The organism is Paraburkholderia sediminicola, assembly GCF_046026855.1.
Lineage (GTDB): Bacteria > Pseudomonadota > Gammaproteobacteria > Burkholderiales > Burkholderiaceae > Paraburkholderia > Paraburkholderia sediminicola_A.
On sequence record NZ_JAQQET010000028.1, the window covers coordinates 22978 to 48813 of the forward strand.

Genomic DNA, 25836 nt, shown 5'->3' on the forward strand with positions numbered 1-25836 from the left:
ACTTTTCTACGGGGACAAAGCTTTTTTCTTGTATCTGCGGATACCACGAGAATGGCCCGGGCTACTCAATAATTCGTAGACGGGGACCCACTCGGGCCATCGAAGTAAGTCAAATCCAATCAAGGTGGAAAAGCTATGCGATTCGTGGCTGTATTCTTTGGACTGGCCCTCCTTGCTGCTGCCGCAAGCAGTCAGGCTCAGGAGAAACCGAACTATAAAATCGGTGTGGTTACCGCGACGACGGGCTCAGCGTCAGTTATCGCCGCGCCGGCAAACAACGCGATTGCGCTGTACGAAGCGCAACTCGCCGCGCAGAAGAACCTTCCTTTCACGATCCAGTTCATCAAGTACGACGACGCTTCCGACCCGACGAAGTCGGTCAACGCCGTTCGCAAGCTCATCCAGGACGACAAGGTCGATATTGTCATCTGTTGCACCACGACGCCTTCCTCGCTCGCGATCGACAAGGTGGTTGAAGACGCAAAGGTCACGGCGATCTCAATGTCGGCGGGTGCTGCGGTGGTCGAGCCGGTGGCCGAAAAGCGCTATATGTTCAAGACGCCCATAACGGACCGGCTGATGATCAACTACACGCTCGACGAGATGAAGAAGAAGGGCATCAAGACCGTCGCGTTTATGGGCCTCGACGACGCATATGGAGAGGGCGGTTGGGTCGAGTTCAAACAGCTCGCGCAAAAGAAGGGGATCAAGATTGTAGCGGATGAACGCTTCTCACGCGGCGACACGAATTTCGCACCGCAGGCGCTCAGGGTGCTCCGCGCCAATCCGGATGCCGTCTACTTCCACGCTATACCGCCTTCCGCGGCGCTCGCCCACGAGGCGCTGAAGCGGGTTGGCTATAAGGGACCGATTTACCATGGCGCGGGCGCACCGACGTCTAGCTTCCTCGCCATCGGCAAGTCGTCGGTCGAAGGTGCCATCGTGGGTGCTACGCCCATCACGGTCTACAAGGATCTGCCGAAGGATAACCCTCTGGTGCCTGTCATTACTTCGTTCGTGAACGCTTACGATACCCGGTATGGACAGGGTAAGGCCGAGATCTTCGCGACACAGGGCTACGACGCCGTCGGCCTTGCCGTCGACTCGCTCAAACGTTATACGGCGTCGGGAAAGAAAGGCGACCTCGCACAGCGGCGAATAGATATTCGCGACGTGCTTGAAAACACGCACGACTACGTCGGCACGGTCGGCATTTTCAATTACTCGTCTACGGACCATGTGGGCCTCGACGTGCGTACGCTGTTTCTCGTCCAGGTGAAGAACGGGCAATTCGTCCTGTTAAAGGACTAGCAATGGATTGGTTTTCAACCCTCTTCCTTGGAGTAGACGGCATCACGAACGGCGCCGTCTATGCTCTGGTCGGACTATCCCTTGTCCTCGTTTACACCACGACGCGCGTGGTCAACGTTGCCCAGGGCGAGTTTCTGACATTCGGCGCCCTCTCGTTTGCGAGCTTTATGGAAGGCTCGCTGACACCGCTGCTCTATGTTGTTCTCGGCACGGGCGCAGTGTGCCTGCTTCTCGACGCGTTGCAAGCCATGAGTTTTCGCCGTAGCCCGCTGAAGCTGGTGATCAGGTATGGCGTATGCGGCATGATTCTTACTGCATTGGCCTATGCCGCCTGCCACACGAGTTCGACCACATTGCAGATGGGAGCGGCGCTCGCGCTCGTTGCGACGATGGGCCCCCTCATCTACAGATTGACCGTAGAGCCCGATCCCGGCAATTCACCGGTCGTGCTGTTGATTTGCTCGGTAGGTGTTTCGCTCATTCTGCATCCGCTTGCGCTTCTGCTATGGGGCGCGGACCCTAAAATCGTTCCACCGCTTAGTGACCTCAGATTTAGCGTCGCCAATGTGGATATCGCGATGCAGTCGGTGATTATCCTGTCGGCAGCCATTGTCATGACGGTGGCGCTGTTCCTCTTCTTTCGCTTTTCGCTCGTCGGCAAGGCGCTGCGCGCCGCTTCGATCAATCGCGACGGAGCGTTGTACTGCGGCATACCCGTGGGCATGGTCGGTCGCCTGAGCTATTTCATCGCGGCAGGCATGTCGGCGCTGAGTGGCATGTTGCTCGCACCGCTCGTGACGGCGAACTACGAGATGGGCTTTGTGGTAGGACTGAAAGGCTTCGTCGGTGCAACCATGGGCGGACTCATCAATTATCCGCTCTCGCTCGCAGGCGTATTTCTGGTCGGCGTGTTCGAGTCGTTCTCATCTTTCTTCAGCAGTTCGCTACGTGACGCGTGGGTGTTCTCGCTGGTCATTCCAATTCTTTTGTGGCGCAGTACGCGGCACGGGGGCGAGCTCAATGAACATTGAGGAAACGTCGCGGCCACCTACCGCCTTCGCCCGCCTCAAGCGGGAACACGTGGTAGTCGCTGTGATCTTCGCTGCGGTACTGCTGTCGCTGATGTTCTCTTCGACGTATTACGTCGGTCTGGTCGCAGTTGCCGGGGTCAATTCGATTGTTGTGCTCGGGCTCGCCTTTCTGCTTGCAACAGGCCAACTGTCTCTCGGCCATGCCGCGTTTCTGGGGTTGGGCGCCTATGCATCTTCGCTGATGACGTTGAAGCTGGGCGTGCCGCCGTTGGTGGCGATTCTTCTCTCTACAGCTTTATGTGCCGTCATTGGCTGGTTCCTGGGTGTGCTGACACTCGGCATGAGAGGCCACTATCTGCCGCTCGCTACGCTGGCGTACGGCATGGCGATTTCGGCCTGCTTTGTCGCGGAGATCGACCTCACGGGAGGCGCTTCTGGGCTGACGGGAATTCCTTCGCTGGGTCTTTGGGGCGTCTCGATGGAGGCCCGAGGGATGGCCACGCTTATCTGGGCGGTTGTCGTGCTGGTTTTCGTGGCATATCGCCGGATTTACCGCAGCCGCGTCGGCCGGGTAGCCCGCGCGCTCAAGAGCAACAGCACAATGGCCAGCGCGTTTGGGGCCGATGTGGCGCGGGTCAGGACGCAGGTGTTCGTCCTGTCCGCGGCCTTGGGAGGCCTGGCCGGCTCCCTCTACGCGTACTACATGCAATTCCTGAGTCCGTCGTCGTTTTCGCTCGGTGCGTCGATCAATCTGCTGATCATGACTGTGCTCGGTGGCGTGGCGCACCCGTTGGGCGCGCTGCTCGGTGTCATATTCTTCAATTTGCTTGAGCTTTCAGGCCAGCATGTCATTGCGAATGTTCTTGGTCTGCCAGGTCAGGTCGAGTCGATGGTTCTCGGCGCGGTGCTTATCCTTGCGCTGCTCAAATGGCCCAATGGGTTGCTTACCTGGGCAGGCATAGCGAGTAGCTACGACGTAGCGCGTGACGTACCCGCTGCGAACACGCGCGATACCGTGCGAGCGGCCGCTACGCTTGGCGCCAAGGGTGTGACGAAGCGCTTTGGCGGCTTGACCGCCTTGTCCGAGGTGGACGTCAACGTGCCGGCGCGCACGATTACGGGTTTGATTGGTCCCAATGGGGCAGGGAAGTCAACGCTCTTCAATGTCATGACCGGTGTGTTTCCGGCCAGTAGCGGCACCGTCACCGTGAGTGGGCAGCTTCTGCCAAACAAACTCCGCAAGGTCATTTCATGCGGTATCGCCCGAACGTTTCAGCACGTGCAACTGGTTCAGGAACTCGACGTTCTGCAGAACGTGCTCATCGGCGGGTATATCTGGGGGAAGAGCGGCCTTCTGACGGCTGCCGTCGGGGCCGACCGGCACGAGGAGGCCGGCATGGTGGCGGAGGCGCTCGCAGCATTGCGGCGCGTCGGGTTGATTGAAATCGCCAACACGCGCGTTTCCGAGCTTCCGTTGGGCAGTCAGCGTCTCGTCGAAATCGCACGTGCCCTGATGGCGCGTCCGTCCATTCTGCTGCTCGATGAACCGGCCGCCGGCCTGCGTTCACCCGAGAAGCAGCGGCTTGCCCAACTTCTTCAGTCGCTACGCGATGACGACGGTATGACTGTTCTGATTGTCGAACATGACATGGAACTGGTAATGGGTTGCGCGGACTACCTGTTCGTACTCAACTACGGAAGTGTTCTGGCCGAAGGCACGCCTCAAGAGGTCCAGCAGAATCCGGATGTTATCCATGCGTATCTGGGAGCGGAAGCATGAACATGCTCGACGTCGAAGGCCTGAGCGTGAAGTACGGTCAGGTGAGCGCGGTCAGTGAGATGTCCTTCCACGTTTGCCTAGGGGAACTGGTCTCGCTCATTGGGGCCAACGGCGCCGGCAAGTCGAGCTTGCTGCGCTGCGTGATGGGCGCGGTACCCGCCGCTGCGGGAGATGTTCGCTTCTGCGGCAAGTCGCTTGGGCGCGCACCGGTAGAGGATCGCGTTCGCCTCGGAATGTATCTGGTTCCGGAAAAGCGCTCTCTTTTCAATTCGATGTCCGTGCGGGACAATCTTCAGCTCGGCATCTACGCGAACCGCGGCCGCATCAATTTCGCGGATGAGGTAAAGCGTATCTATTCTCTTTTTCCGATTCTGGAGGAGCGCAAGGCGCAGCTTGCCGGCACCCTTTCAGGAGGGCAGCAGCAGATGGTCGCGATAGGTCGCGCCCTTATCGCGCGGCCTAGGCTTCTCCTTCTCGACGAGCCTTCAATTGGCCTGGCTCCGCTTGTCGTCCAGCAGATTATGGAAGTGATAGTGGAATTGCAGCGCAAGGAGGGCTTGACGGTTATCCTGGTCGAGCAGAACGCCCGGCTTGCCTTGAAGGCGGCCAATCGCGCATACCTGATTGAGCTGGGCAGGATTATCAAAGCTGGAACTGGGGCAGAGCTTGCCGCCGATCCTCACTTGAGTGAGATTTACCTGGGGGCAAAACGGATGGCCGCATGAAAGGGCTGCTCAGGAAAAAACAACGGGAATCACGATAAGGTGATGCCACGAAGCTATGTGAGAGAAGCAGTTATGTTACATGAGCAGTCTTTCGAATCACTGCGCGCGCTGTATAGAAGCGGCGAGATATCGCCTGTCGATGTAGTTAGGTCGTCGCTTGAGCATGCGGAAGCAGTGAATGGCGAGTTGAACGCTTTCGCGCTTATCGATGTCGAGCGTGCAATCGCGGTGGCGCGTGCTTCGGAGAGGCGATGGCGTGAAGGTCTGCCGCTGAGCGACATAGACGGGATGCCGGTTGCGATAAAAGACGGTGCCGCGCAGGAAGGCTGGCCGTCGCGCAAAGGATCCGTCGTCACATCGGCCGAGCCGATGACCGAGAGCGCGGAAGTAGTCGCTCGCGTGGTCGCAGCAGGCGCAGTACTCATCGGAAAGACCCGAATGCCGGAATTCGCGTGGAAGGGGGTGACCGACAGCCCGGGCTACGGCATCACGCGCAATCCACTCGATCCGGAGTTGACACCCGGCGGCAGCAGCGGTGGCTGTAGTGCCGCCGTTGCGGCGGGCGTGGTACGGGTTTCGATTGGCAGCGACGCGGCTGGGTCGATTCGCATTCCGGCAGCGTTTACGGGTACCTTTGGGTTGAAGCCGACGTTCGGCCGTGTGCCGATTACTCCGCCGGCGAGCGCCTACTTCAACGTCGCCCACTACGGTCCGATTGCTGCGGGTGTGAGTGACCTGGCCTCCGTGCTGGATATCATCAGCGGCCCAAGCGCTCGAGACTGGACTTCGATGGACCTTGCGCCGGTTGACTTCAAGTCGCGGGTATCGCCGACCGAACTCCGTGTCGGTTTGCTCAATCCGCTTCATTGGGAGGGTAGCGTCGATGTAATCAAGCGCGCCATGGATCAGACGTATGGACTTCTTTGGAGCAGTGGGTTCACCATGCGCACGGTGGATTTCGACATACACCATGCGTCACGAACGGGCGCTTTCCTGTATCGGCTGGGATGCCTCACCGTGGTGAATAGCATTCCCGCGGAACAACGCGAGCGGCTCGACCCCGGGCTTCTCGAGTTCGTCGAGCCCGTACGCAACGCGACGTTCGCGGATGTCCAGCGGGCAGCGCTGCAACGCGACACATTGAATGGCGCATTCTGCGCGTTGTTCGATGAAATCGACGTGCTCATGTTGCCCACGACTCCCATTCTGCCTTTCGAGGCCGGCAGAAATGTGCCGGCCCATGCTGCGGACGACGATTGGCTTTCGTGGAATCCGTATACGCCTGCATTCAACCTGACTCAGGCGCCGGCCATGACGGTGCCGTTCTGGCCCGAAGGTTCGGCGCTTCCGGTAGGGGTGCAACTCGTCGCGGCGAAGTGCCGGGAAGACGTGCTCCTGAGGCTCGCGTCATGGCTCGAACAGCACCTTCCGAAGCGGCAGGTCGCCTGATCTTTGACGGACGGGCCGGCACATATGCAGTGCCGGCCGCCGCCTTCAGGCGCTCAATCGACGCTGGTCAAGCACCCAGAAATGCTGGCCTTCGTTCAGTATGACTCCCTCCGATTTGAGCCGGGTGATCGTGCGTGTTACGGTGACGCGGCTCGTTCCCGTCAGACTTGCAACCTGCTCATGCGTCAGAGGTGTGCGGATACGCACGCCGACATCATCCGCTTCGCCATACAGGCTCGCGAGCCGACTCAGTAGTTCGACAATCCGCAGTTCCGGCTTCGGCATTGCCATGAACTGGATGCGCATCCCCAGGACCCACTGCTTGATCGCGATGACCTCCATGAGGGTTGTCGCAAACTCGATGTTTGTAGCGAAAGCAGGCTTGACAGTCGCGTAGTCAAACTTGACTACGACACAAGGTTCCAGCGTAATTGCCGTGGTCATTCGGCGTTGGCCGGCAATGGCGGTGCCCTCGCCAATGAGCGACCAGGGGCCCATCAATTCGAGGATGAATTCCGTGCCGTCCTCCTGGAAAACGCCCACCTGTACCCGCCCGCTGACGAGAAAGAAGAACGAGGTGCCCGTTTCCCCCTGACGGTACAAGGTTGTGTCCTTCTGCAGGACCAGTCGCTTGCCAAGATGCTCCGCGTTCATAAAAACGTTCGCGGCGACCTTATCCATGTGCCAGGTCTCAGTTGAGATCGTCTCGCCGGAAATTTGCTGAGTGCCCATCGCGTACCACCATTTTCGCTAGTCACGCCGTCGTCACTAACGGCAAGTCGAAACCTCGTGCATTGCAGCGCGCAAACCAATCGGCGTGACGGCTTCAGGGCACGGATGTCAGTTATAACTTTATGCAACTTCCATTCCAACGGTAGTGGGTCTTTCCCGAGCCTGTTCAGGCTGACGCATTGCGCGAGTTCTTCACTTTTACTCGGGAACAAACGCACCAACTATGTGATGCGGCACTGCCGCAGTGCCCAACCACGTTCACAACTCTTTTTTATGAGGCTCGTATCAGCGGATACGCGGGCTGACGAAAGCGTCCGGCTACATTAGCTGCAGGCCGCTTTTTTGGAGACCTGAATGTCAACCATCGCCACTCACGCGCGATTTCGAAGTTTAATGAGTCGATTCGTTACCGGTGTCACGGTCATCGCCGTCGCATCTGAGGACAGACAACCCGGCGTCGTGGCTATGACCGCCAGCGCGGTATGTCCGGTGAGCCTCGACCCCTTGCTGCTTTTATTTTGTGTTCGGAACGAAAGCTCGTTTCTTCCGTATCTGCAACAGTCGCAAATTTTCTCGGTGAACATCCTTTCCTCCAGCCAGGATGCCGTCTCGCGATACTACGGCGGTCAGGCACACCATGGCACAGAGGGGACGTGGAAGCTGAAGGCTGCTTCTGCGCCGGTTCTGGACGGCGCGAACGCTACGTTCGTTTGTCATGTCGCCAATCTACAGAGGCTTGGCGACCATCACGTTGTCGTCGGCGAGGTCGTCGGCATGCATTCAATCGATCCGCCGGCGCCTGCACTTGTCTACGCAGCGGGCCAGTATCTCGGCGTCGAACTTGTCGGCCGGCCTGGGACGCAAGCGTCGGCATAAAGCCAATTCAGTCACAACTTTTCATGATGCAAACTCAAATGATCGACCACATTCCCGATACCGAGACCTTGATTGAGCGAGCAAGGTTGATGATTCCGATGCTGAAGGAGCAGGGGCCGCGGCACGACAGTGCGAAGCGCATTTCGGATGATGTCGCCGGCCAGTTGCGTGCCGCCGGTTTTTTCAGAATCTGCCAGTCTGTCGAAAACGGCGGCTACGGATTGCGTCCGTCGGTCTTGTGGCGTGTCTGCCGCGAAGTCGCCCGCGGCGATAGCGCAACAGCCTGGATACTGGGCCTTGCCGGCTTGCATCCGTGGATGGCCGGTATGTTCGGCGAACAGGCACAGGACGACGTATTTGCCGGTGGCCAGGACGCCGTTGTTATCGCGCTCACCGGAAATGTAGGGCGTGGTGTCGATGCCGGCCTGGACGGAGACCACTTTGTCCTGAGCGGCAAATGGACTTACGCATCGGGTATCGATGTCGCTGATTGGGCAAGCGTGCTGGTCGATGTGCCGACCGCAGAAGGCGCGAGGGAACTGAGGCTGCTGCTTGTCCCCCGGAGCAGTTTCCGCATCGACCACGAGAGCTGGAACGTCTTCGGCATGAAGGGGACCGGTAGTAAGGACGTCTATCTCGACAACGAGCGGGTTCCGGTCTACCGCAGTATCAAATGGACCGAGGTGCAGCGCATCGCGTATCCGGGGCGCGAGCGTAACAAAAGCCCGATGTATCGCATTCCCCACACCAGCCTGTTTGTCATGTCTGTCGCGGCCTCCATCGCATCCGTGGCGCACGGCCTGCTGGACATCCATACCGACACTGTGCGCAAGCGGATTCCTGCCGGCCTGAATTCACCGCAAACCGAAGACCGCTTCACACTGGCTGAGCTCGGCAAAGCCGCGGCGAAGATTGAAGGGGCGTTCAATCTGCTCATGTATGACGTGGACGAGATGTGGGATTGGGCCGAAGCGGGCAAGGAGTTCTCGGTGGAGCAGCGCGCGCGGTATCGAACGGATGGGGCCATTATTTGCAATATGGCGCTCGCCGCTGCTGACGATCTGGTGCGCAATCTCGGCGGAAGTCTCATGCAGACAGGTCCCGTGGAGCGTTACTTCCGTGACCTGCATAGCATGGCTTCTCACTTCCTGATGCAAGTAAATCCATCCGCTGAGCTGTATGGCCGCGTATTGCTTGGTATGCCACTGCCGGCGAATGCGCGAATCTGAAGAGACTTCAACGGCTGAAGGATTTCGACCAGCCGCGGCATATGTTGCGTCAATTAGATGTGTGCACGCATATAATGCGCGCGGTAGATACTTGTGTATGAGTATTGTTCAGGTAAGCTTGGTTTCCTTTCTACACGGGTAGCACCTATCCCGCCAGCCAAGCGGGTTAACCCCGCTTGGCGGCGAGCCAAAACGATCCTAACGTTACACGCATTGATTGAACGACCGGACGGTTTATTAATATCCGGCCCGATCGATCAGGCGGATGTGTTCCTTCAGATTACCCATCTACTTCCCGTCGCCGGGCAGCGATCCTGCTCATGCCGACGAAAGCGAAGAACCCGACTCTCCGGCCGCGACGGCAATAAATAAGATACCTACATCTGGAGATACCAACGTGAAGAGCTGGATTGAATGCAATGCCATGCGACTCGTTATCGCATCGGCAGTGGGCGGGTGCGTCCTCGCACTTTCGGGGTGCGGCAGTTCGGAGGGTGTCGCGAAGCCGACACCGGCGCCTGTCGACTATGCAGCGCTGTGCACGAAAATAAACGGCCAGCAGTTCAATGGCATTACCGTAACGGCCACTTCACGCATCGCGGCCGCAGGCGGTAACCCGGGTTATTGCAAGGTCAGTGCAACAGGGGCCGCCAGCACCACACTCGACATCGAGGTCGATCTTCCCGACAACTGGTCGAATCGGCTGCTGCAACAGGGCGGCGGCGGTTTCGACGGGAGCATTCCAACCGTCGAAGCAACCTCCGCACAATTCCCGCTCATCAAGCCACTGGCTCGTGGGATTGCCTATACCGCTTCGAATGGCGGAAACCGCACTGGTAATCCAGCGGATCTGTTGACGAATGCAACGGCGCAGAAGGATTACGCGTATGCATCGACGGGCATCACGGTTCATTTTGCCAAGGCCGTGATTACCGCCTTTTATGGGTCCGCGCCGAAATATACGTACTTCAACGGCGCCTCGAACGGCGGTCGCGAGGCCTATCTTGCCGCCCAGAATCAACCGGGGGACTACGACGGCATCATCGCCGGCGACGAGAGCATGAACATGGCAACTCAGGTAACGGCGATGCTGAACATCGCAACGCTTGCCGGTTCCGCGGCGATGCCCTCAAGTGCGCAGTGGACCGCGGCGTACTCCGCGGCCGTCGCCCAATGCGGGAATGCCAACGGCGTGATCCTGAATCCGGCCGCCTGTACGTTCGATCCGTCGACGCTACAGTGTGGTGCGGCCGGTGCGCCCGCGACAACCTGTCTTTCGCCGGCGCAGTTGCAAACGGTGCAGCGTATCGTCGCGCCCTTGTCGACAAGCAGCGGCCAGTTGCTGTTTGCGGGGTACAACTGGGCGGACTTCGGCTCCATGTTCGGAGTCGGTTCGTATGGTGGACTGGGCGGCGGTTTCGCGGCGATTGGGACAGGCAATGCGAACTGGTTGCTGCCCGCCACCGTGCCGGGCAGTCTGCAGGCAAACTTCAACGTCGACACTTCGTATCCGATCATTGCGGCAGGCCTGCAAAACGTGGGCGCGGATCACAACCTGCAGGCCATCGCGCAATTCCTGATGTCGGGCAAGAAGATGATCTCGTTTAACGGCGCGGCTGATCCGTTGATTTCACCACGCGACCATCTGCGCAACTGGCAAACCGTCGTGCAGCTTGCCGGGTCCGCTGGAGGCAATGCACGCTTCTATCTCGAACCGGGAGTGGGCCACGTACTCGGCGGCAATGGTCCTGATCAGACAGACTACCTCGGCGCGATGATCGCGTGGGTCGAGCAGGGTACCGCGCCCGGGCAGTTGCTACTGACGAAATTCGACACCAACGGCAACGTGACGTCGACCCTGCCGGACTGCCCGTACCCGAGCGTGCCGCATTATTCGGGCTCTGGCAACGTGAGCGCCGCAGCCAGCTACACCTGCCAATAACCCGAGGCAATCCTATGAAACTCGCTACATCAATGCTGAGTGCGCTCGCGACGACATTGTTCCTGTCGGTCACGGCGCAGGCGCAGGTCAAGATAGGTGTGACGCTGTCGACCACGGGACCGGCGGCGTCACTCGGCATACCGGAAAAGAACACGATTGCCTTGCTGCCGAAGGAGATCGGCGGCAAGAGCGTCCAGTACATCGTGCTCGATGACGCATCAGACACGGGCCGTGCTGTGCAGAACGCCCGCAAGCTGATCGACGAAGAGCATGTCGATGCGATTGTCGGCTCGACGGTCACTCCGAACTCCCTCGCCATGATCGATACGGTGTCCGAGGGGCGCACGCCGATGATTTCGCTTGCCGCATCCGCGGCGATCATCTCGCCAATGGATGCGAAGCGCGCGTGGGTGTTCAAGACGCCGCAAAACGACAGTCTGATGGCAGATGCCATTGCCGGATATATGGAGGCGCACGGTGTGCATACCGTCGGCTACATTGGTTTTGCGGATGCCTACGGTGACGGCTGGTATAGCGTATTCAGCGCGGCGGCAACGGCTCATCACCTGAAGATTGTCGCGAATGAGCGTTTCAACCGGACGGATTCGTCGGTGACGGGGCAGGTACTGAAGACCACGGCAGCATCACCTGACGCGGTGCTGGTGGCCGGCGCCGGAACACCGGCGGCTTTGCCGGCCAAAACACTGAAGGAGCGTGGCTACAAAGGCGTTATCTACCAGACGCACGGGGTGGCGAATAACGACTTCCTGCGCGTATGCGGCAAGGATTGTGAAGGCGAGTTGTTGCCCGCGGGACCGATCCTCGTTGCGGACCAGTTGTCCGATTCGAACCCGGTGAAGCAGTCATCGCTTGCCTATAAAGCCGCTTATGAGAAAGCGTATGGGACGGGCTCGGTGGCGACATTTGGCGGACACGCGTGGGATGCCGGTCAGATGTTGCAGCGGGCGATTCCGGAGGCCCTAAAGAAGGCCCAGCCGGGCACATCCGAGTTCCGTGAAGCGTTGCGCGCGGCACTCGAGAACGTCAAGGACTTGCCCCTGTCACATGGCGTGATGAACACGACTAAAACGGATCACAATGGTCTTGATCGGCGAGCGAGGGTAATCGTCGAGATCGTCGACGGGAAGTGGAAGTTGCGCAACGACTGACCAGGCCGCGCTCGAAGTTGAACCGGCGCCGCGCCCGCGGCGCCAGTTCAACTTATATCGGACGAAAATGCCGACGCGCAAGAGACTCAGTTTTGCACCAGATGTGTGCCCATGCGACTGACATCTTATCTGCGAATATCCAACCTGAAGAGGCCACCACACCTCGACGCTGTGCCAGCGTGCAACCTTCCAGTTGCCTTCGCGCGGCAGGCCGTGCGAGAAAGCTGATCAGGTGCCGGTGAAGAAAGCTCGGCTAATGTATATGATGTGTTGACATGTGCGCTGCGAACGCGGACTCGAAGACTGATTTCTGCAAATAGTCTTCACGTTAACACAGAGTATCTAAATGCAAATATTCGTCGGAAATGGACAGGCGCATGAAAGGTAGTGCAACCGGCATCGGCCGCAAACTCGAACTCTTGTATGGATTGGTTGCCTCGCGGGTATTTCACCACGCGTCGACGATGCTAAGCGGTGACGTGACCTTCGCGCGTGTCATCTCCCTGTTCCACCTCAATCATCACGAGTCGCAGACCATTGCTGAAATTGCTGAGGCAACCGGCCTTAGTCATGCTGCAGCCAGTCGTATGGTCGATGGGTTGTACCGCGAGGGCGTGGTGGACCGTCGGGAGGCGGCCGAGGATCGCAGACAGAAGTGTGTCGAACTGACAGCTGATGGCCTGAAAAAGATAGAGGCCATGCGCCAGGTTACAACTGAGGCATATGCTGAGCTGATGGCACAAGTTCCACGGGAACTACGCACCAGGCTTGACGGGATATTGACGGAGCTCGAGCCGTACTTGATCCCTCCTGAACCAGAGCGGGGAGACCCTCCGCGCAGACCCAGGTCGCGCCGTCAAAGCTGAGCAGACGCCACGGTGGGACGTGTACCGGACGCGCACACTGCCGTCTCAAACGGGATCTGCGTGACAGCGTTCTGCCTATACGGCGGTCTTCGCATTACGCCAGGGATTTGATGGGAATCTTGACGGGGTTGTATCGTTTGCGTGGTGGATTAAGTCCGAACCTAAACGGCTGCACGGGATCATGGGAGCGACAATGGATTGGGCGGCAGGCTCTTCGCGGCCACGCGCTTCGCCTCTGCTACGGACATGCCGAGTCCTCGCAGGATCATGGCGGCAATCGTTTCGGGGAAATCCTCAGGAGTCGGCTCAGCCACCACAGTGCGGATCGCCATCGTAATTGTACCAAGGCTGAGTGCCAACGCAGCGGGAATGGATGGAAGCCGGAATCGGCCCGAAGCCTGACCACACTCAAGATCATAGACGACACCACGATTCATCTCGTCGCTGACGGCCCCGCCTCTCAACGGAATGGTTCGTACCAACAGCCATCCCCACTCCGGATTCCGAATGCTCAGTTCGATAAACGTGCGTACCGCCATCGCGATTCGGTGAGCAGGGTCGTCTATGCCTGTGAATAACGGAAGGATTTCCGCATCCACCATGTCCGCCACATGTGCAGCGGCAGCGTTGATCAGCTCGTCGCGCGTCTTGAAGTAGTTGTAGAAGGTACCCCGCGCGATATTCGCCGCCGCAATGAAATCATCAATCGTAGGAGCATCGAAACCTCGTTCAGCTATGACACGAACAGCAACTTCGACGAGCGCTGATCTCGTACGTTCGCGTTTTTTGGGAAGCGGCTGCGTTCGCTCTTTCTTATGGGTTACGTCCACCTGAATGCTCCGTCAAGATGCACCGTGGATGATCGTTCGCAGTCTGCACAACGATACCCAGTGTTTTTTATCGTACATCTCCATTGTAAAGGAGTCGTTGTCCCTTCTCTCAAGGGCAGACGAGATGTCCCGGGACAACGCTCTCATTCCTATCTTCCCGCCGCTTTGCCGCCCCCGCCGTTTCACAAATATCCCGAACGGGCAAGATGCCCCCGGCAGTGGCAACGAGGACGGGTTTCAGCCGCGATCGGGTCGGCGACATGGTGTGAAAAGTTGTCAGGTCAAGTTCGCAAAAATGAACTATTTTGTCATTATTGACGTTTTAGTCCAAATTTCATATAGTGTATTCAAGCGAGGACTGGAACGACGGACTCTCCGCATTGCATGCACGTTGCTCTCCCTTCTATACCGTAGAAGCAGAGCGGGTTGGCTATACAAATAACTAATTTTCCATCAACGCATGGAACAGGAGACACTATGAACACCTCAATCGGCCTCCGCGCCGAATCCCCAGCGCCAAGCCTCTATCTGCAGTTCATCGTACTATTCGCCAGCATGTTTTCGCTGCTCGCGGGTGGTGCGATTGCTCCCGCACTCCCGGGAATGAAGGCGCATTTTATCGGGGTGACAAACGTAGACTTGCTGGTGAAACTGCAGCTCTCCGCGACCTCCTTGTTCATTGCGGCAGGTGCGCCGATCGCTGGAATACTGAGCGACAGGCTTGGGCGTCGCCCTCTGCTGGTGGTATCAATCCTGATGACCGCGGTAGCGGGTACGGCCGGGTACTGGACTGATTCGTTGCACACCATGCTCGCGACTCGGGCGCTGCTCGGCCTGGGTGTGAGCGGCGCGCTGACCGTGGCAACGGCACTCGTGGGGGATCACTTCGCAGGTGAGAGCCGAACCCGGTTTGTCGCGATGCAGGCTGCGGCCATGAAGGTCGGGGGCATTCTCTTCACGTTGATTGGCGGCGTGCTGGCGTCGCTGAGTTGGAGGGACGTATTTCTGGTCGACCTTCTCGCCTTGTGTGTGTTGCCGGGCGCGCTAACGCGCGTTTCGGCGCACCCGTTTGCGTGCGAACCGAGCCACCGCGAAGACACTGACGCCCGTGTGCACCACTACGGGACGTGGATCACGGTTTTCTCTGTGGCGTTTGCCGGCCAGATTTTCTTTTACATGCTGCCCACACAGATTCCTTTCCTTGTCCGGTCGTTGGGGGATACATCGCCCGCGCTCATCAGCTACCTGATTTCCGGATCGATTCTCGCAAGCGCCATCAGTGCGTCCCAGTATCACCGGGTAAAGCGATGGTTCAATCACTACATGCTCGTCGCTCTGGCATTTCTCATATTGGGCGCCGGATACCTATGGGTGCCGCTTGCGGACACCTACCGAACAACGTTTGTAGCGATGGTGGTGGCGGGTGTGGGTCTTGGCATTTTCGTGCCGAGCACGACCGGATGGCTACTGGGCATAAGTCCCGAGTCGCTGAGGGGACGCGCGATCGGCCTGCTGATGACGTTTACTTTCTTGGGGCAGTTCTTTTCCCCCTTGGTGTTTGCCCCAATTCTGGTTCACACGGGAATCAGAAGCCTGTTCGGGGTGGCCGGCGTTGCCGCGCTGGCTCTGGCCGCGGTTTTTATCGTCTTGTCATTTCTGACGCGACGATCTACCGGGAGGCTGAAGGGCATGGTGAATTCGGGTTTCTAGGTTGGCAATCAGCCACTGAGGGGGCGCTTGGAGAAATGCGATAAATGATTGTTTCCTCCTCTTGGTAACTGACTGAAGTGCATCAGATTTTTTATATAAATACAATTCCGGAGACATAGATGAGGATCACTAAGTTAATTGTTGTAATGCCTTTGGCTATTTCAGTGCCAGCGTTTTGCCAAAGTAGTGTCACGCTCAGCGGGACGCTCGACGCCGGCATATCGTATGTGAGTAACGAAGGCGGCCACGGCAATGCGAAGTTCGACGACGGCATTGCACGACCAAATACCCTGAATATCTCGGGGAGGGAAGATCTAGGGGGCGGAGTTGTTGCCATATTCAAGTTGACCGACCAGTTCATGTTGGGCTCGGGGAGTATCGTGCCGGGGCAGAGTCTTTTCAGCCGTACTGCGCTGGTGGGTGTTGAAAGTGCACAGTATGGTCGCCTGACGATGGGAAATCAGTTTGACTTCATGAACGAATCGTTGCTTTTTGGCGGCAATGATGGCGGAGCAGAATACATTGGCGGTCTATACGATTTCCGGAACGGTCCTTTTAACAAGCTTGCGTTGCCGAATAACCCCACGGGCTCATTCGAATGGGACCGTCTCTCGGAAGATCTGGTCGAGAATTCGGTCAAGTACGTGAGCCCGGACTACAACGGACTATCGGCGGGTGCGATGTATGGTTTCGGCGGAGTTGCAGGTTCGATCGGTTCGAACAACTCTGCCAGTTTCGGCTTGAACTATGCGAATGGTCCGTTCGGCATGGCTGCGGCATACACGAACACAAAATCGGACGTGGCCGGCGCGCAGGCAAGCGTACGCAACTGGGGCGTCGGCGCGCATTACAAATTCGACAGTGTCGTTGCCACGGTTCTCTTTACCACAGTGCACAACAGCGCGAATGGAGGCGGGGTGTATCAGGGTGAAGTGGCGGCCGTCTACCACTTCGACGCGTTCTGGGCATTGGGTGCGGCGTATTCGTATATGAAAGGCAACAGCGTCGTTGACAACAATCACGCGAATCAGGTTTCCAGCTCCGTTTCGTACGCCCTTTCGAAGCGGAGTGTCTTGTACGTCAGCGCCGTGTACCAGCGAACCAACAGTGGCGCGAACGCATTGATCAACGGCGTACTCGACCCTGATGGTGCATCGAGCGGACCGAGTCAATTTATTGGGCGGGTGGGTTTCGTGACGAATTTCTAGTCGCTCCGTCGGCGCCTGCAATCGCGTACTGTGCGCAAACTCAATTCAAACCAAAGGATAACGTTATATGAAACTGGCGTCATTGCGCTCGGGTCGCGACGGCGAACTGATTGTTGTCAGCAGGGATCTGAGCCGGGCAGTTAAAGCGGCACCCATTGCGTCGACCATGCAGCAGGTGCTCGATAACTGGGGCATCGTCGAACCGCGTCTGCAGCGCCTGTATGCGGAGCTTAATGCTGGCGAGTGCGACGGACAATTCACGCTCGACGTGGAGGTTTTGTCCGCACCGCTCCCTCGCTCCTATCAGTATCTGGACGGTGCGGCGTACCTCAGTCATATACGGCGCAACCGTGCCGCGCGCGGCGAGCCACTGCCGGACGATCTGCTCGACAAGCCGCTCGTCTATCAGGGCATTTCTCATGGCTTCCTCGGCTGGAACGAGGATGTCGCGCTCCCGTCAGAGGATCTTGGGATTGACTTCGAAGCGGAGATCGCAGCGATCACTGGCGACGTACCGATGGGAGTGAGCGCCGAAGCGGCCTGCGAACATATCCGCCTGTTCGTCCTGCTGAATGACGTTTCGCTGCGGTCCGTGATTCCGGGTGAGCTCAGGCGGACTTTCGGGTTCCTGATTGGGAAGCCTGCTTCCAGCATGGGCCCGATCGCGGTAACGCCAGACGAACTGGGGCAGCTCTGGGTGGGTTGTCTGGTAGGTGGCACGATGCAGTGCTGGGTTCGCGGTGAACAGGTGGGACGCATCGAAACCGGTATCGACACACCCTTTCACTATGGTCATCTGATTGCGTATGCCGCGCAGACTCGCGCGTTCGAACCAGGAACCATTGTCGGGCTCGGTACCGTATCGAATGAGGATGAGTCAGCGGGCTGTGGCTGCATTGGCGAAATCCGCGCGCTGGAAACGCTGAACCACGGAAAGATCACGACGCCGCTGCTGCGCTTTGGCGAGCGGATCAAGATCGAACATATCGACCGTAACGGGCAGACCGTATTTGGCTGCATCGATCAACGCTTTGTTCGCATGGCGCCGCTGCAGGCCTGACGCGCAACGGAAGCCAAACGAGGGTAGCCATGTTATGCAAGAGCCTGCATCACGCAGCGTTTCGCTGCAAGGACGCACGCACGACCGTCGATTTCTATACCACTGTATTGGGGCTGAAGTTCATTCACGCTATGGGTGAAGACCACGTCCCGTCAACGGGCGAATACAGTCCGCATATTCATATTTTCTTCGAGATGGAAGACGGCAGCTGCATCGCCTTCTTTGAACTGCCAAAGGACGGTGGACAGCCATCGGGGCGCGATTCACAAACACCAGGCTGGGTGCAGCACTTCGCGTTTCGAGTGGCGAATAGGACGGTCGTCGACGAGGCCAAGGAGCGGCTGAAAGCGCTGGGTCTCTCTGTCACCGGGCCGACGAATCACGACGACTTCCTGTACTCGATCTATTTTTTCGACCCGTCTGGCCACAGGCTCGAGTTAAGTGCGCACACCGCGACGGCCGAGCAGGATCGGCAGTTCCTCGCCGAGGCGATGGATGTACTGGAACTATGGGAGAAAACCCACGACTGGTCGCAAAGAGCCGCGCTTTTTGGGAGCCCGTCCGGGTACCAGCGCGATGAAGCGGCGCCCCGTTGAACAAGCAGCACGCCGCGCTGATGGGGCGAACAAGAAAGCAATTAACTGTTGAGGTTGGTCTATGGAGTGGGAAATGGAGTCGAGGGCACTTCGCGCCAAGCGAGGCCTGGAAGATTACGAGCCGCTAAAGCCGTTCGTCGCGAAGCGAACGCTAGATCGTTCGTTCTGGTACGAAGGCCAACTCGTGGTCCTGTATGCGCAGGGCGAGGAAGTTGGGAATACCTGCTGCATATGGGAAGGCAACGTGCCCGAGGAGGTTGGTCCTCCGCCTCATATTCATCTCTATGAGCATGAGTTCTTTTTCATCATGGAGGGGCACCTTCGGGCATGGGTGGAGGGCGTCGAATACGACGTTCCCAAGGATTCCATGGTGTTCCTGCCGTGCGGACGCATGCACTGGTTCGTTTCGGCGGCACCATGCACGCGCATTTTTTCGCTAACGGTGACCGCGGACAAGGCGTTTCCGTCGATCAACAACAACGTGGGCCTGTTCAAGTTCATTGGACGGCCTGCGGAGGCGATGAGCCTCCCGCTGCTCGTCGAGGTGTCGGAGTTGCCCAACCCGGCGGACATCGTAAGGATTAGCCAGGAGGCGGGCTCCGACATACCGGATCTCGAGCGACTCGGGTGGCGTCGCGGATATGGCGACGGCACGCATACAGTAAAGCTTGGGGATTAGCGCCATGGTGAGTTGTCTCGCGCTGATTCAGGATTCCCACGCGCTGCTGGGTCAGGCTAATGGTTTGAATAACACTGCGTGCGGAATGGCGATCGCTGATCAGCATGTGGAGGATGGGCTCTTTGCCGATGACCCTGCGACCGCTACTTGTGGTAAGTGCAAGACGGCGCTTCAGTCACCTCGCGGTGTCACTTGCGCCACAGGCCAGAAGGTCGATTCGAAGACACTGATCAGGCGGCTCATCGACGGGGTACTCAACGCGAATAGCACCGGCAATCTCGCAAAGATTGCAAGCGGAGAGATCCTTTTTAATCTGAGTCAAGGCCGTCTGAGTCGCATGCATGAGCTTTTCGAAGGGTGGAATGCACAAATCGATGATTTGATCGCCGAGGACTCGCGCATCGTTGTCCGCTATCAGGTCACATACGCAGATATGTTCGGGTTGATGGGGTCTGTCGGACCTGCGGTGAGGCGCAATCAGTTCGCTATTTTCGACGCGCAGGATGGCTATATAACGCGAGTCAGCGCAGTGGTCGACGATTTTGGAATCTGGAGTGCGGCGCCGGAATGGCCTGAGTGCCCCGCAAAGTGTCAGTGCTGTTCGGGCGTACCGTCGAGTATGTGATGCTGCCCGAGCAGTTTCGTCAATCAAACTACACCGGAGATACACGATGAATACAGTTGAATCGAATCCGCAGACCCCAGCGGTACGTGGATATGTTGTCGGACTGATCGACGAGTTCTTCAGCCGCGTAGATCGCGCGGAGTCGGTAGCCGATCTGCTGGAAGAGGACGCGGAATTCACGACGCCGCAAAGACATGCTCAAGGAAAAGACGCGGTAGCGAAGTTGCTTCTGTCTCTGGCAGATGTGCGTCGGGAAAAAGGCCGCGAAGCACGCCACTTCGGTGGGAATGTGAGCATCCAGCGTTTGGATGATGGCCTTTATCGGGTCCGCTCGCTGGTCATTGTGCTTGCGCTCGACCGGGGCGAGGAGGATAAGGGCGTACTCAATATGGGAGACCACGACGACCTCGTGAAGTTATATCCAGACGGAACGTGCCGTTTCGTGAAGCGAATGATGCAACCGGTCTTTCAATTCGGCTTGACGCCGCTTGGCGAGAGTCGTTAGAGCCTGTCTGGCTGCTCCCGATACACAGGAGAGTAGCCCCATGATTGAACATGGGTCATTCGGAAACGTTGCCAGGATTCCAGCCGGGCGGTTCCGTAATGGCCCATCCGGAGGAAACCCGATGAGTGAGACGGATCTCGCAGCCATCCAGCGGTTGCTCAGTGATTTTGCGTGGCATGCAGACCGAGGTGCCGGTACCGAACTGTCTGCATTGTTTAGTCCCGAAGGAGTGTTATGGGTTGGTGGGCAGGAACTAAGAGGGCGAACCGACATAGCGGAGGACTGTTGCCGCCGCTTTCTGGATCCACACAGGAAGACACGTCATGTCTGGTCCAATCTTCGCGTCGAGACCGAAGGCGAGGGCGTTGCGTCGACCACAGCGGTTCAGGTCACGTTCGAGGTGGCCGGCGTGGATCAACAGAAGCAGATGCGCGTGAACGATCTGACTGACCGGTTCGTGCGGGACGCAAAGGGTGACTGGCGTTTCGCGAGCAGAAAGATAGAACGCCAGATGGCATGGGTGATGGCATCGTAGCCACACTGGTCTGTGCAGCTACGATGAATACGAAGCAGGACGTAATTGAACGTGAGGGGGAACCATGGCAACGCTTACGCTGGATGACGCTAGCCGAATTATCGAAGCAGGGCTGCAGAAGGCCGGAGAAGTGGGTCTCAAGCCGTTGACAATTGCCGTTCTTGACGCGGGCGGTCATCTGGTCGCCTTGCAGCGTCAGGACCGGTCTGGGATCTTGCGGCCCGACATCGCTCAGGGAAAGGCCTGGGGGGCACTCGGGATGGGGCTTGGCAGCAGGGCACTCGCAAAGCGTGCGGAAACGGCACCCGCTTTCTTTGCAGCGCTTTCGAGCGTTTCGCAGGGACGCATCGTTCCCGTTCCAGGCGGAGTTCTGATTCGAGACCCGGATGGGGACATTGCAGGTGCGGTAGGCGTAAGCGGCGATCTTCCTGATAACGATGAGGCATGCGCGGTATATGGAATTGAGCAGGCGCGGTGGGTGGCGGACACCGGAGAAGCGGGCTCGCATTGATACCTCGCGCAAAACTTTGGCATGTCAGGCATTGCTGTCGGACGGACTGCCGGTGCGCGATTCCAATCCAATCATTTCGTATCTTGAATGAAAATACTTCACATTGATTCCAGCCCGATGCGGACACGCTCGACATCAAGGGCGCTAACCGAGAGGATCATGAAATTACTGAAGCATCGCTTTCCCGATGCGCAAACCAGTCATCTTGATCTCGCAACCAATGCGTTACCGCATCTGACCGAGGACATTTTTCTTGCTTCACGTGCAGAACCCGGGAGTCTGACAGAGGAACAGGTTCGTGAGCGAAGCCTTACAGACGCATTGATTGACGATCTGCTGGCTTCGGACGTCGTTGTTATCGGTGTGCCCATGTACAACTTGTCGGTTCCCACTCAGCTCAAGGCCTGGATCGATCGCATTGCACAGCCGGGCAGGACGTTTCGGTACACCGATCGCGGCATCGTTGGACTGGTCAGGGGCGTCAAGGTGATTCTTGCATCGAGCCGGGGTGGTCTTTATTCGCATATGCCGGCGCTCGAGAGGGACTTCCAGGAGCGCTACATGCGTGCAGCGCTGTCGATGCTGGGTATCGAAGATATCTTCGTAGTCCGGGCAGAGGGCGTGAACATGGGACAGCAGAGATACGACGCGGCGCTACAGGAGGCAGATGGCGCATTGGACGAAGTCATGGCTGTTCTTTGAGACGCGACGGTGTTTCGCACCGGCAATCATCAATCTGGTCGAGAAGGAGGCAAACTTGGATATCGGCCATGAGCTGGTTGGATCCGGACCACGGCGTGTTCTGGTGCTGCATGGGTGGTTTGGAGACCATCGCGTATGGGAGCCGGTATATTCGCTGCTGAACGGTGCCGCATTTTCCTACGCTTTCATGGACTTTCGGGGTTACGGAGCATCGCGTGATATCGCCGGCAACTACACCATGCAGGAGATGGCAGCAGATGGTCTGGCTTTGGCCGACCATCTCGGCTGGCAACGCTTTTCTGTCGTGGGCCACTCGATGGGGGGAAAGGTCGCACAGCGTCTGGCGATAGACGCAGCCGCGCGCGTGCTCGCGGTCGTCGGCGTGACACCGGTGCCGGTCAGCGGCGTGCCAATGCCGCCTGACGTGCGAGCCGTTTTTGAGGCAGTGCCGACCAGCGACGCCGCCGCGCGGGGTGTCATTAGCGTATCGCTGGGCGAGCGACCCCAGACCCTGGGCCTGATAGAAGGGATACTGCAACATCAACGGCGAACAGCCGATCCATCGGCTGTCGCAGCGTATTTTCATACGTTCACGCAATCGGACCTTTCACCCGCAACGGTTCAGTTGACACAGCCACTGCTGGTGCTAGCGGGCGAGCATGACGGTGGCCTAAGCCCTACATTCGTCCGACATGCGTTCCATGCGATCTTCTCGCAGGCAGAGATCGCCTTGCTACACGGTGCCGGACACTACCCGATGCTGGAGACGTCCCTGAACCTGGTCGTTGCAATGGAGCGCTTTCTACTAACGCATGGCGACTCGTGACGTAACTCGCGGCAACGCAGTTACGCGCGATACCCGATTCGAAACCCGCCCCAATGCCGGCCGCTGACAACAATCGGTGCCGAGACATTTTTCATGAGCACGAACTCACCACCGCCCATGTCGCGTCGATACGTTTGCAACAGGAAGCGGTTGGTATCACGGGCGGCCGCGAGACCGGTCCGGTCGTCGAACATCCGTCTATTACGGCAATTGGCGGCATTCCACACCGGATCCGGACCCTGCGGGTGGGAGAACTTCTGGTTGTGGGTTGGCAGATAACCGTTCTCGTCAACGGCCGCGCAGATTGCAATGCGCTGGTCAAGTGCCACCAAGGGTTCCTGGATCGCAGGAAGGACACGGTCGACGAATGCGGTAAAACGAGTTGTAAACTGCACCGGGTTCGTGCCTGCAACCGGTTCATACCGACGGTCGAAGAGATCCGCAAGGGTGATGTCCCCGCGAGCAACCGCCGCTTCGAACAGTTTGCTGATCTTGAGTGCTGCCTGTTGCGCGGCCTCAATGAATGGCGTGTCGGGTGTCTCCACGCCGGCCGCCGCGGTCAGCTGAATCAATGTTTCCGAGACTGACAGCAGGTTGTTGAGCCTGTCGTTCGCATGCGTGAAGTTTTCACTCGACTGTTCGATGCCCGACGCCATCTCCAACACTCTTTCTTCAAGGTTTGAGCATTGACCTTCAATCTGCCCGGTCAGTGTGGCGATCTGCTCGGCCTCGAAGTTGAGTTGCGTGATGGCCTCGCCGGTCGAATGCACCACGTCGCCGATCATTCGCGTGCCTTCGTCGACGCGATGCGCGCGTGCAGTATTGACCATGCCATCGGAGACCAGTTGCTGAGTCTGCCGCGTGAGTTGTGCGAGGGTCGTTTCGATCTGATCGGTCGCCTGTGCGGTCTTGCTCGCCAGGTTTTTGACTTCGCTGGCGACCACCGCAAAACTCTTGCCGGACGCACCGGCGCGGGCTGCCTCGATCGCAGCGTTCAACGCCAGCAGGTTAGTTTGCCGCGCAATCAGCGAGATTTCTTCCGACACCTTGCTCACGTGCGCAAGCGCACTGCGAAACGCATCGATCTGGCTATCCATGTCGCTCACTCCTTTAACGAGCGCATGGATGTCCGATAGCGATTGTTCGACTGTGTTTCGGGACGTGTTGACCTTATCGGTCGCTTCCTCGGTGACTAACCGCATCTGCCGTGCCGCCATAGCGATGCGCTGGTTGCCCTGCATCGTTGCTGCCGCGGACCCGCGCAGGTCTTGGCAGACCTCGGATTGTCTCTGTATGCGAGCCGCCACTTCCTCGACATGGCCGGTGACATCGCAGATTTCCATCCCGAGTTTGCCGGCCTGGGCCGCGATGTCGCTCACGACTGTCAAGGCTGCTCCCCGGCGCCGATAACCGAATGGCGTCATGACTTTCTCCTATTGCCTGCGTTGGGCGAGTTCTTCTGTTGTACGGCGATGGCACGCGATAGGCGCTGATTCCTACCCGCTAGGGGAGCCCATTCATGTCTGAAACACCTTCAGTACTTTCTCATTGAGCGGATTGATCTCGTCGTGGGGGATCGACGTAGATACTCGCAGGGTCTCCTGAAACGAGGGTGCCGTGGCGCCCGTTCCGGCGCTTGAACCACACAATAAGCCGCCATCTTAATTAACATTCCAACCGGACGGTTGAGTTATTTTGTATTGTCTTTTTTGCCATGTACGCGGTGAACCACGCAGCTTGCAGCAGTCTCTTCGGTTGCCGGCGACCGACGGCCGACACACGCGCCTCATCAACCGGTATTGGTCAGGTAGCGTTGCGCGCGGCACGAATGTCGCTCGCAGTGTCGGCCTAGCGGTGTTTGCATTAAATTAAAATACTAGTATAGAATTAAAATTTGAATGCAGTGCACGGTCCGCCAGATAGGGGGGCGCATGCCCTTCTTCCTATTAAACGACACCCTCAGAACTTTGCGAGGATGGTAGGTGCGCAGGAACGCAGGGTTTAACGAAGATCAGGAAAACCACATGGCAAGTTCGTCTTCGATTGTTGGCGAAGCGGGAAAGGATACGCGGCGGCAAATTGGGTATCTGGGGCCGGGTGGCTCATGGACGCACCAGGCATGTCTCGATCTTTTCGGGAGCGAGAATCTGGTGGCTTTTGAGGATTTGCAGCTATTTACGGAGTATGCGAATGGCGCGATCGACAGGGCGTGTGTTCCGGTAACGACTTCGGTGGTCGGCGTGACGCCCTATCTTGACCCCGTGCTCGACATTCCAAACGTCGTAGTGGTCGCTGAATATCCAAAGATGCTTGGCTACAGTTTACTGGCCCGTCCCGGCACGAAACTTGAGGACGTGAAATGTGTTGTAGCGCATCCAGTTGCGCTTGAGGAAGTCAAGCCATGGCTGGATAGAGCAATGCCGACAGTACGGCGCGTCGTCGCCGCTAGCGGTGGGGACGCTGCACGCAGTGTTGCCGAGAGCGAAACTGGCGATATCGCATCCATGGGGCCGAAGATCGGTGGGGCGATTTATGGTCTGATTTCGCTGGCGGAGCGCATTGAGGAAGGACCGCACAATGTAACGCGATGGTGGGTCTTGGGACGGCAGATGCCTCCGCCGTCAGGCCATGACAAGACATCGTTGGTGGTCACCGTCGCGGACAACGATTTTTCTGCATTGCTGACGGACATGACCGCCTCGAAGCTACACATTCTTGATATCTATGAGCGGCCGAGCAAAGTAACCCTTGATACCCATCGCTACCTTGTTGAAGTTAGAGGGCATGCAACGGAGGGCGCCCTGGCAAATTTCCTGAGCGCTCGAGCAGATATTCGAGTGCTGGGATCCTATGCGCGCAAGTATTAGGATCACAGATTGCACGTACATAAGAGCGCATATTTTGGCCCGACGATGTCGGGCTTTTTTGTGGGCTCGGCG

At 58.1% G+C, this 25836-nt stretch carries 25 protein-coding genes; 22 read left to right on the top strand and 3 right to left on the bottom strand.

What is annotated here, in order from left to right:
* The first annotated feature begins 135 nt into the window (after positions 1-135).
* The 5 genes from PQR40_RS27090 to PQR40_RS27110 all read left to right on the top strand — a co-directional run bounded on the left by PQR40_RS27090 (position 136) and on the right by PQR40_RS27110 (position 6296).
* The gene (locus PQR40_RS27090; protein WP_408393070.1) at positions 136-1311 is read left to right on the top strand and encodes an ABC transporter substrate-binding protein; all 1176 of its coding nucleotides are present in this window, start codon (positions 136-138) and stop codon (positions 1309-1311) included.
* A 2-nt stretch (positions 1312-1313) separates the two neighbouring features.
* Positions 1314-2342, top strand: coding sequence for a branched-chain amino acid ABC transporter permease (locus PQR40_RS27095; protein WP_408393067.1), 1029 nt, complete (start codon positions 1314-1316; stop codon positions 2340-2342).
* Complete coding sequence (locus tag PQR40_RS27100) at positions 2332-4122, top strand: branched-chain amino acid ABC transporter ATP-binding protein/permease (RefSeq protein ID WP_408393065.1); 1791 nt, start codon at positions 2332-2334, stop codon at positions 4120-4122. Before PQR40_RS27095 ends, PQR40_RS27100 begins: the two co-directional genes overlap by 11 nt.
* Entirely contained in the window at positions 4119-4847 is a 729-nt protein-coding gene (locus PQR40_RS27105) for an ABC transporter ATP-binding protein (RefSeq protein ID WP_408393062.1), read from the top strand. Before PQR40_RS27100 ends, PQR40_RS27105 begins: the two co-directional genes overlap by 4 nt.
* 72 nt (positions 4848-4919) lie before the next feature.
* On the top strand, positions 4920-6296 hold the full coding sequence (locus PQR40_RS27110; protein WP_408485539.1) for an amidase family protein: 1377 nt from the start codon (positions 4920-4922) through the stop codon (positions 6294-6296).
* A 45-nt stretch (positions 6297-6341) separates the two neighbouring features.
* Here PQR40_RS27110 and PQR40_RS27115 read toward each other — a convergent pair whose 3' ends face one another.
* A complete protein-coding gene (locus PQR40_RS27115) occupies positions 6342-7028 on the bottom strand; it encodes a Crp/Fnr family transcriptional regulator (protein WP_408393057.1) in 687 nt (228 codons plus the stop codon).
* A gap of 354 nt (positions 7029-7382) precedes the next feature.
* On the opposite strand from PQR40_RS27115, the gene PQR40_RS27120 reads away from it, so the two are divergent.
* From PQR40_RS27120 to PQR40_RS27140, 5 genes are all read left to right on the top strand, one after another.
* Positions 7383-7904, top strand: a complete 522-nt coding sequence (locus tag PQR40_RS27120) for a flavin reductase family protein (protein WP_408393054.1) — start codon at positions 7383-7385, stop codon at positions 7902-7904.
* A gap of 38 nt (positions 7905-7942) precedes the next feature.
* Complete coding sequence (locus PQR40_RS27125; RefSeq protein WP_408393051.1) at positions 7943-9133, top strand: acyl-CoA dehydrogenase family protein; 1191 nt, start codon at positions 7943-7945, stop codon at positions 9131-9133.
* Positions 9134-9530: 397 nt separating this feature from the next.
* On the top strand, positions 9531-11075 hold the full coding sequence (locus tag PQR40_RS27130; protein WP_408393048.1) for a DUF6351 family protein: 1545 nt from the start codon (positions 9531-9533) through the stop codon (positions 11073-11075).
* A gap of 14 nt (positions 11076-11089) precedes the next feature.
* Positions 11090-12244: an ABC transporter substrate-binding protein gene (locus PQR40_RS27135; RefSeq protein WP_408393046.1), complete on the top strand. Its 1155-nt coding sequence runs from the start codon at positions 11090-11092 to the stop codon at positions 12242-12244.
* Positions 12245-12621: 377 nt separating this feature from the next.
* Positions 12622-13110, top strand: a complete 489-nt coding sequence (locus PQR40_RS27140; protein ID WP_408393043.1) for a MarR family winged helix-turn-helix transcriptional regulator — start codon at positions 12622-12624, stop codon at positions 13108-13110.
* A 179-nt stretch (positions 13111-13289) separates the two neighbouring features.
* On the opposite strand, the gene PQR40_RS27145 is transcribed toward PQR40_RS27140, so the two are convergent.
* Positions 13290-13940 (bottom strand): TetR/AcrR family transcriptional regulator, encoded by a 651-nt coding sequence (locus PQR40_RS27145; protein ID WP_408393040.1) that lies wholly within the window; start codon positions 13938-13940, stop codon positions 13290-13292.
* A 477-nt stretch (positions 13941-14417) separates the two neighbouring features.
* On the opposite strand from PQR40_RS27145, the gene PQR40_RS27150 reads away from it, so the two are divergent.
* The 11 genes from PQR40_RS27150 (at position 14418) to PQR40_RS27200 (ending at position 22897) form a co-directional block, all read left to right on the top strand.
* The gene (locus tag PQR40_RS27150; RefSeq protein ID WP_408393037.1) at positions 14418-15650 is read left to right on the top strand and encodes an MFS transporter; all 1233 of its coding nucleotides are present in this window, start codon (positions 14418-14420) and stop codon (positions 15648-15650) included.
* 119 nt (positions 15651-15769) lie between these two features.
* The gene (locus PQR40_RS27155; protein ID WP_408510227.1) at positions 15770-16858 is read left to right on the top strand and encodes a porin; all 1089 of its coding nucleotides are present in this window, start codon (positions 15770-15772) and stop codon (positions 16856-16858) included.
* Between the two features lie 67 nt (positions 16859-16925).
* Positions 16926-17918, top strand: coding sequence for a fumarylacetoacetate hydrolase family protein (locus PQR40_RS27160; protein ID WP_408393032.1), 993 nt, complete (start codon positions 16926-16928; stop codon positions 17916-17918).
* 29 nt (positions 17919-17947) lie between these two features.
* Complete coding sequence (locus PQR40_RS27165; RefSeq protein WP_408393030.1) at positions 17948-18514, top strand: VOC family protein; 567 nt, start codon at positions 17948-17950, stop codon at positions 18512-18514.
* 73 nt (positions 18515-18587) lie between these two features.
* Positions 18588-19193, top strand: coding sequence for a cupin domain-containing protein (locus tag PQR40_RS27170; protein ID WP_408393027.1), 606 nt, complete (start codon positions 18588-18590; stop codon positions 19191-19193).
* Between the two features lie 4 nt (positions 19194-19197).
* Positions 19198-19818 (top strand): hypothetical protein, encoded by a 621-nt coding sequence (locus PQR40_RS27175; RefSeq protein ID WP_408510228.1) that lies wholly within the window; start codon positions 19198-19200, stop codon positions 19816-19818.
* Positions 19819-19864: 46 nt separating this feature from the next.
* Positions 19865-20323: a nuclear transport factor 2 family protein gene (locus tag PQR40_RS27180; protein ID WP_408510229.1), complete on the top strand. Its 459-nt coding sequence runs from the start codon at positions 19865-19867 to the stop codon at positions 20321-20323.
* A gap of 121 nt (positions 20324-20444) precedes the next feature.
* Entirely contained in the window at positions 20445-20858 is a 414-nt protein-coding gene (locus PQR40_RS27185) for a nuclear transport factor 2 family protein (RefSeq protein WP_408393020.1), read from the top strand.
* 64 nt (positions 20859-20922) lie between these two features.
* On the top strand, positions 20923-21369 hold the full coding sequence (locus PQR40_RS27190; RefSeq protein WP_408393017.1) for a GlcG/HbpS family heme-binding protein: 447 nt from the start codon (positions 20923-20925) through the stop codon (positions 21367-21369).
* Positions 21370-21456: 87 nt separating this feature from the next.
* Positions 21457-22071: an FMN-dependent NADH-azoreductase gene (locus tag PQR40_RS27195; RefSeq protein ID WP_408393014.1), complete on the top strand. Its 615-nt coding sequence runs from the start codon at positions 21457-21459 to the stop codon at positions 22069-22071.
* A gap of 55 nt (positions 22072-22126) precedes the next feature.
* Positions 22127-22897 (top strand): alpha/beta fold hydrolase, encoded by a 771-nt coding sequence (locus PQR40_RS27200; RefSeq protein WP_408485541.1) that lies wholly within the window; start codon positions 22127-22129, stop codon positions 22895-22897.
* A 20-nt stretch (positions 22898-22917) separates the two neighbouring features.
* Here the strand turns inward: PQR40_RS27200 and PQR40_RS27205 are convergent, their stop codons facing one another.
* Complete coding sequence (locus PQR40_RS27205) at positions 22918-24321, bottom strand: methyl-accepting chemotaxis protein (protein ID WP_408510230.1); 1404 nt, start codon at positions 24319-24321, stop codon at positions 22918-22920.
* Positions 24322-24921: 600 nt separating this feature from the next.
* Here PQR40_RS27205 and PQR40_RS27210 point away from each other — a divergent pair.
* Positions 24922-25764 carry a prephenate dehydratase gene (locus tag PQR40_RS27210; protein ID WP_408510231.1) on the top strand — a complete coding sequence of 281 codons (843 nt, stop codon included), beginning with the start codon at positions 24922-24924 and terminating at the stop codon, positions 25762-25764.
* Positions 25765-25836 lie beyond the last annotated feature (72 nt).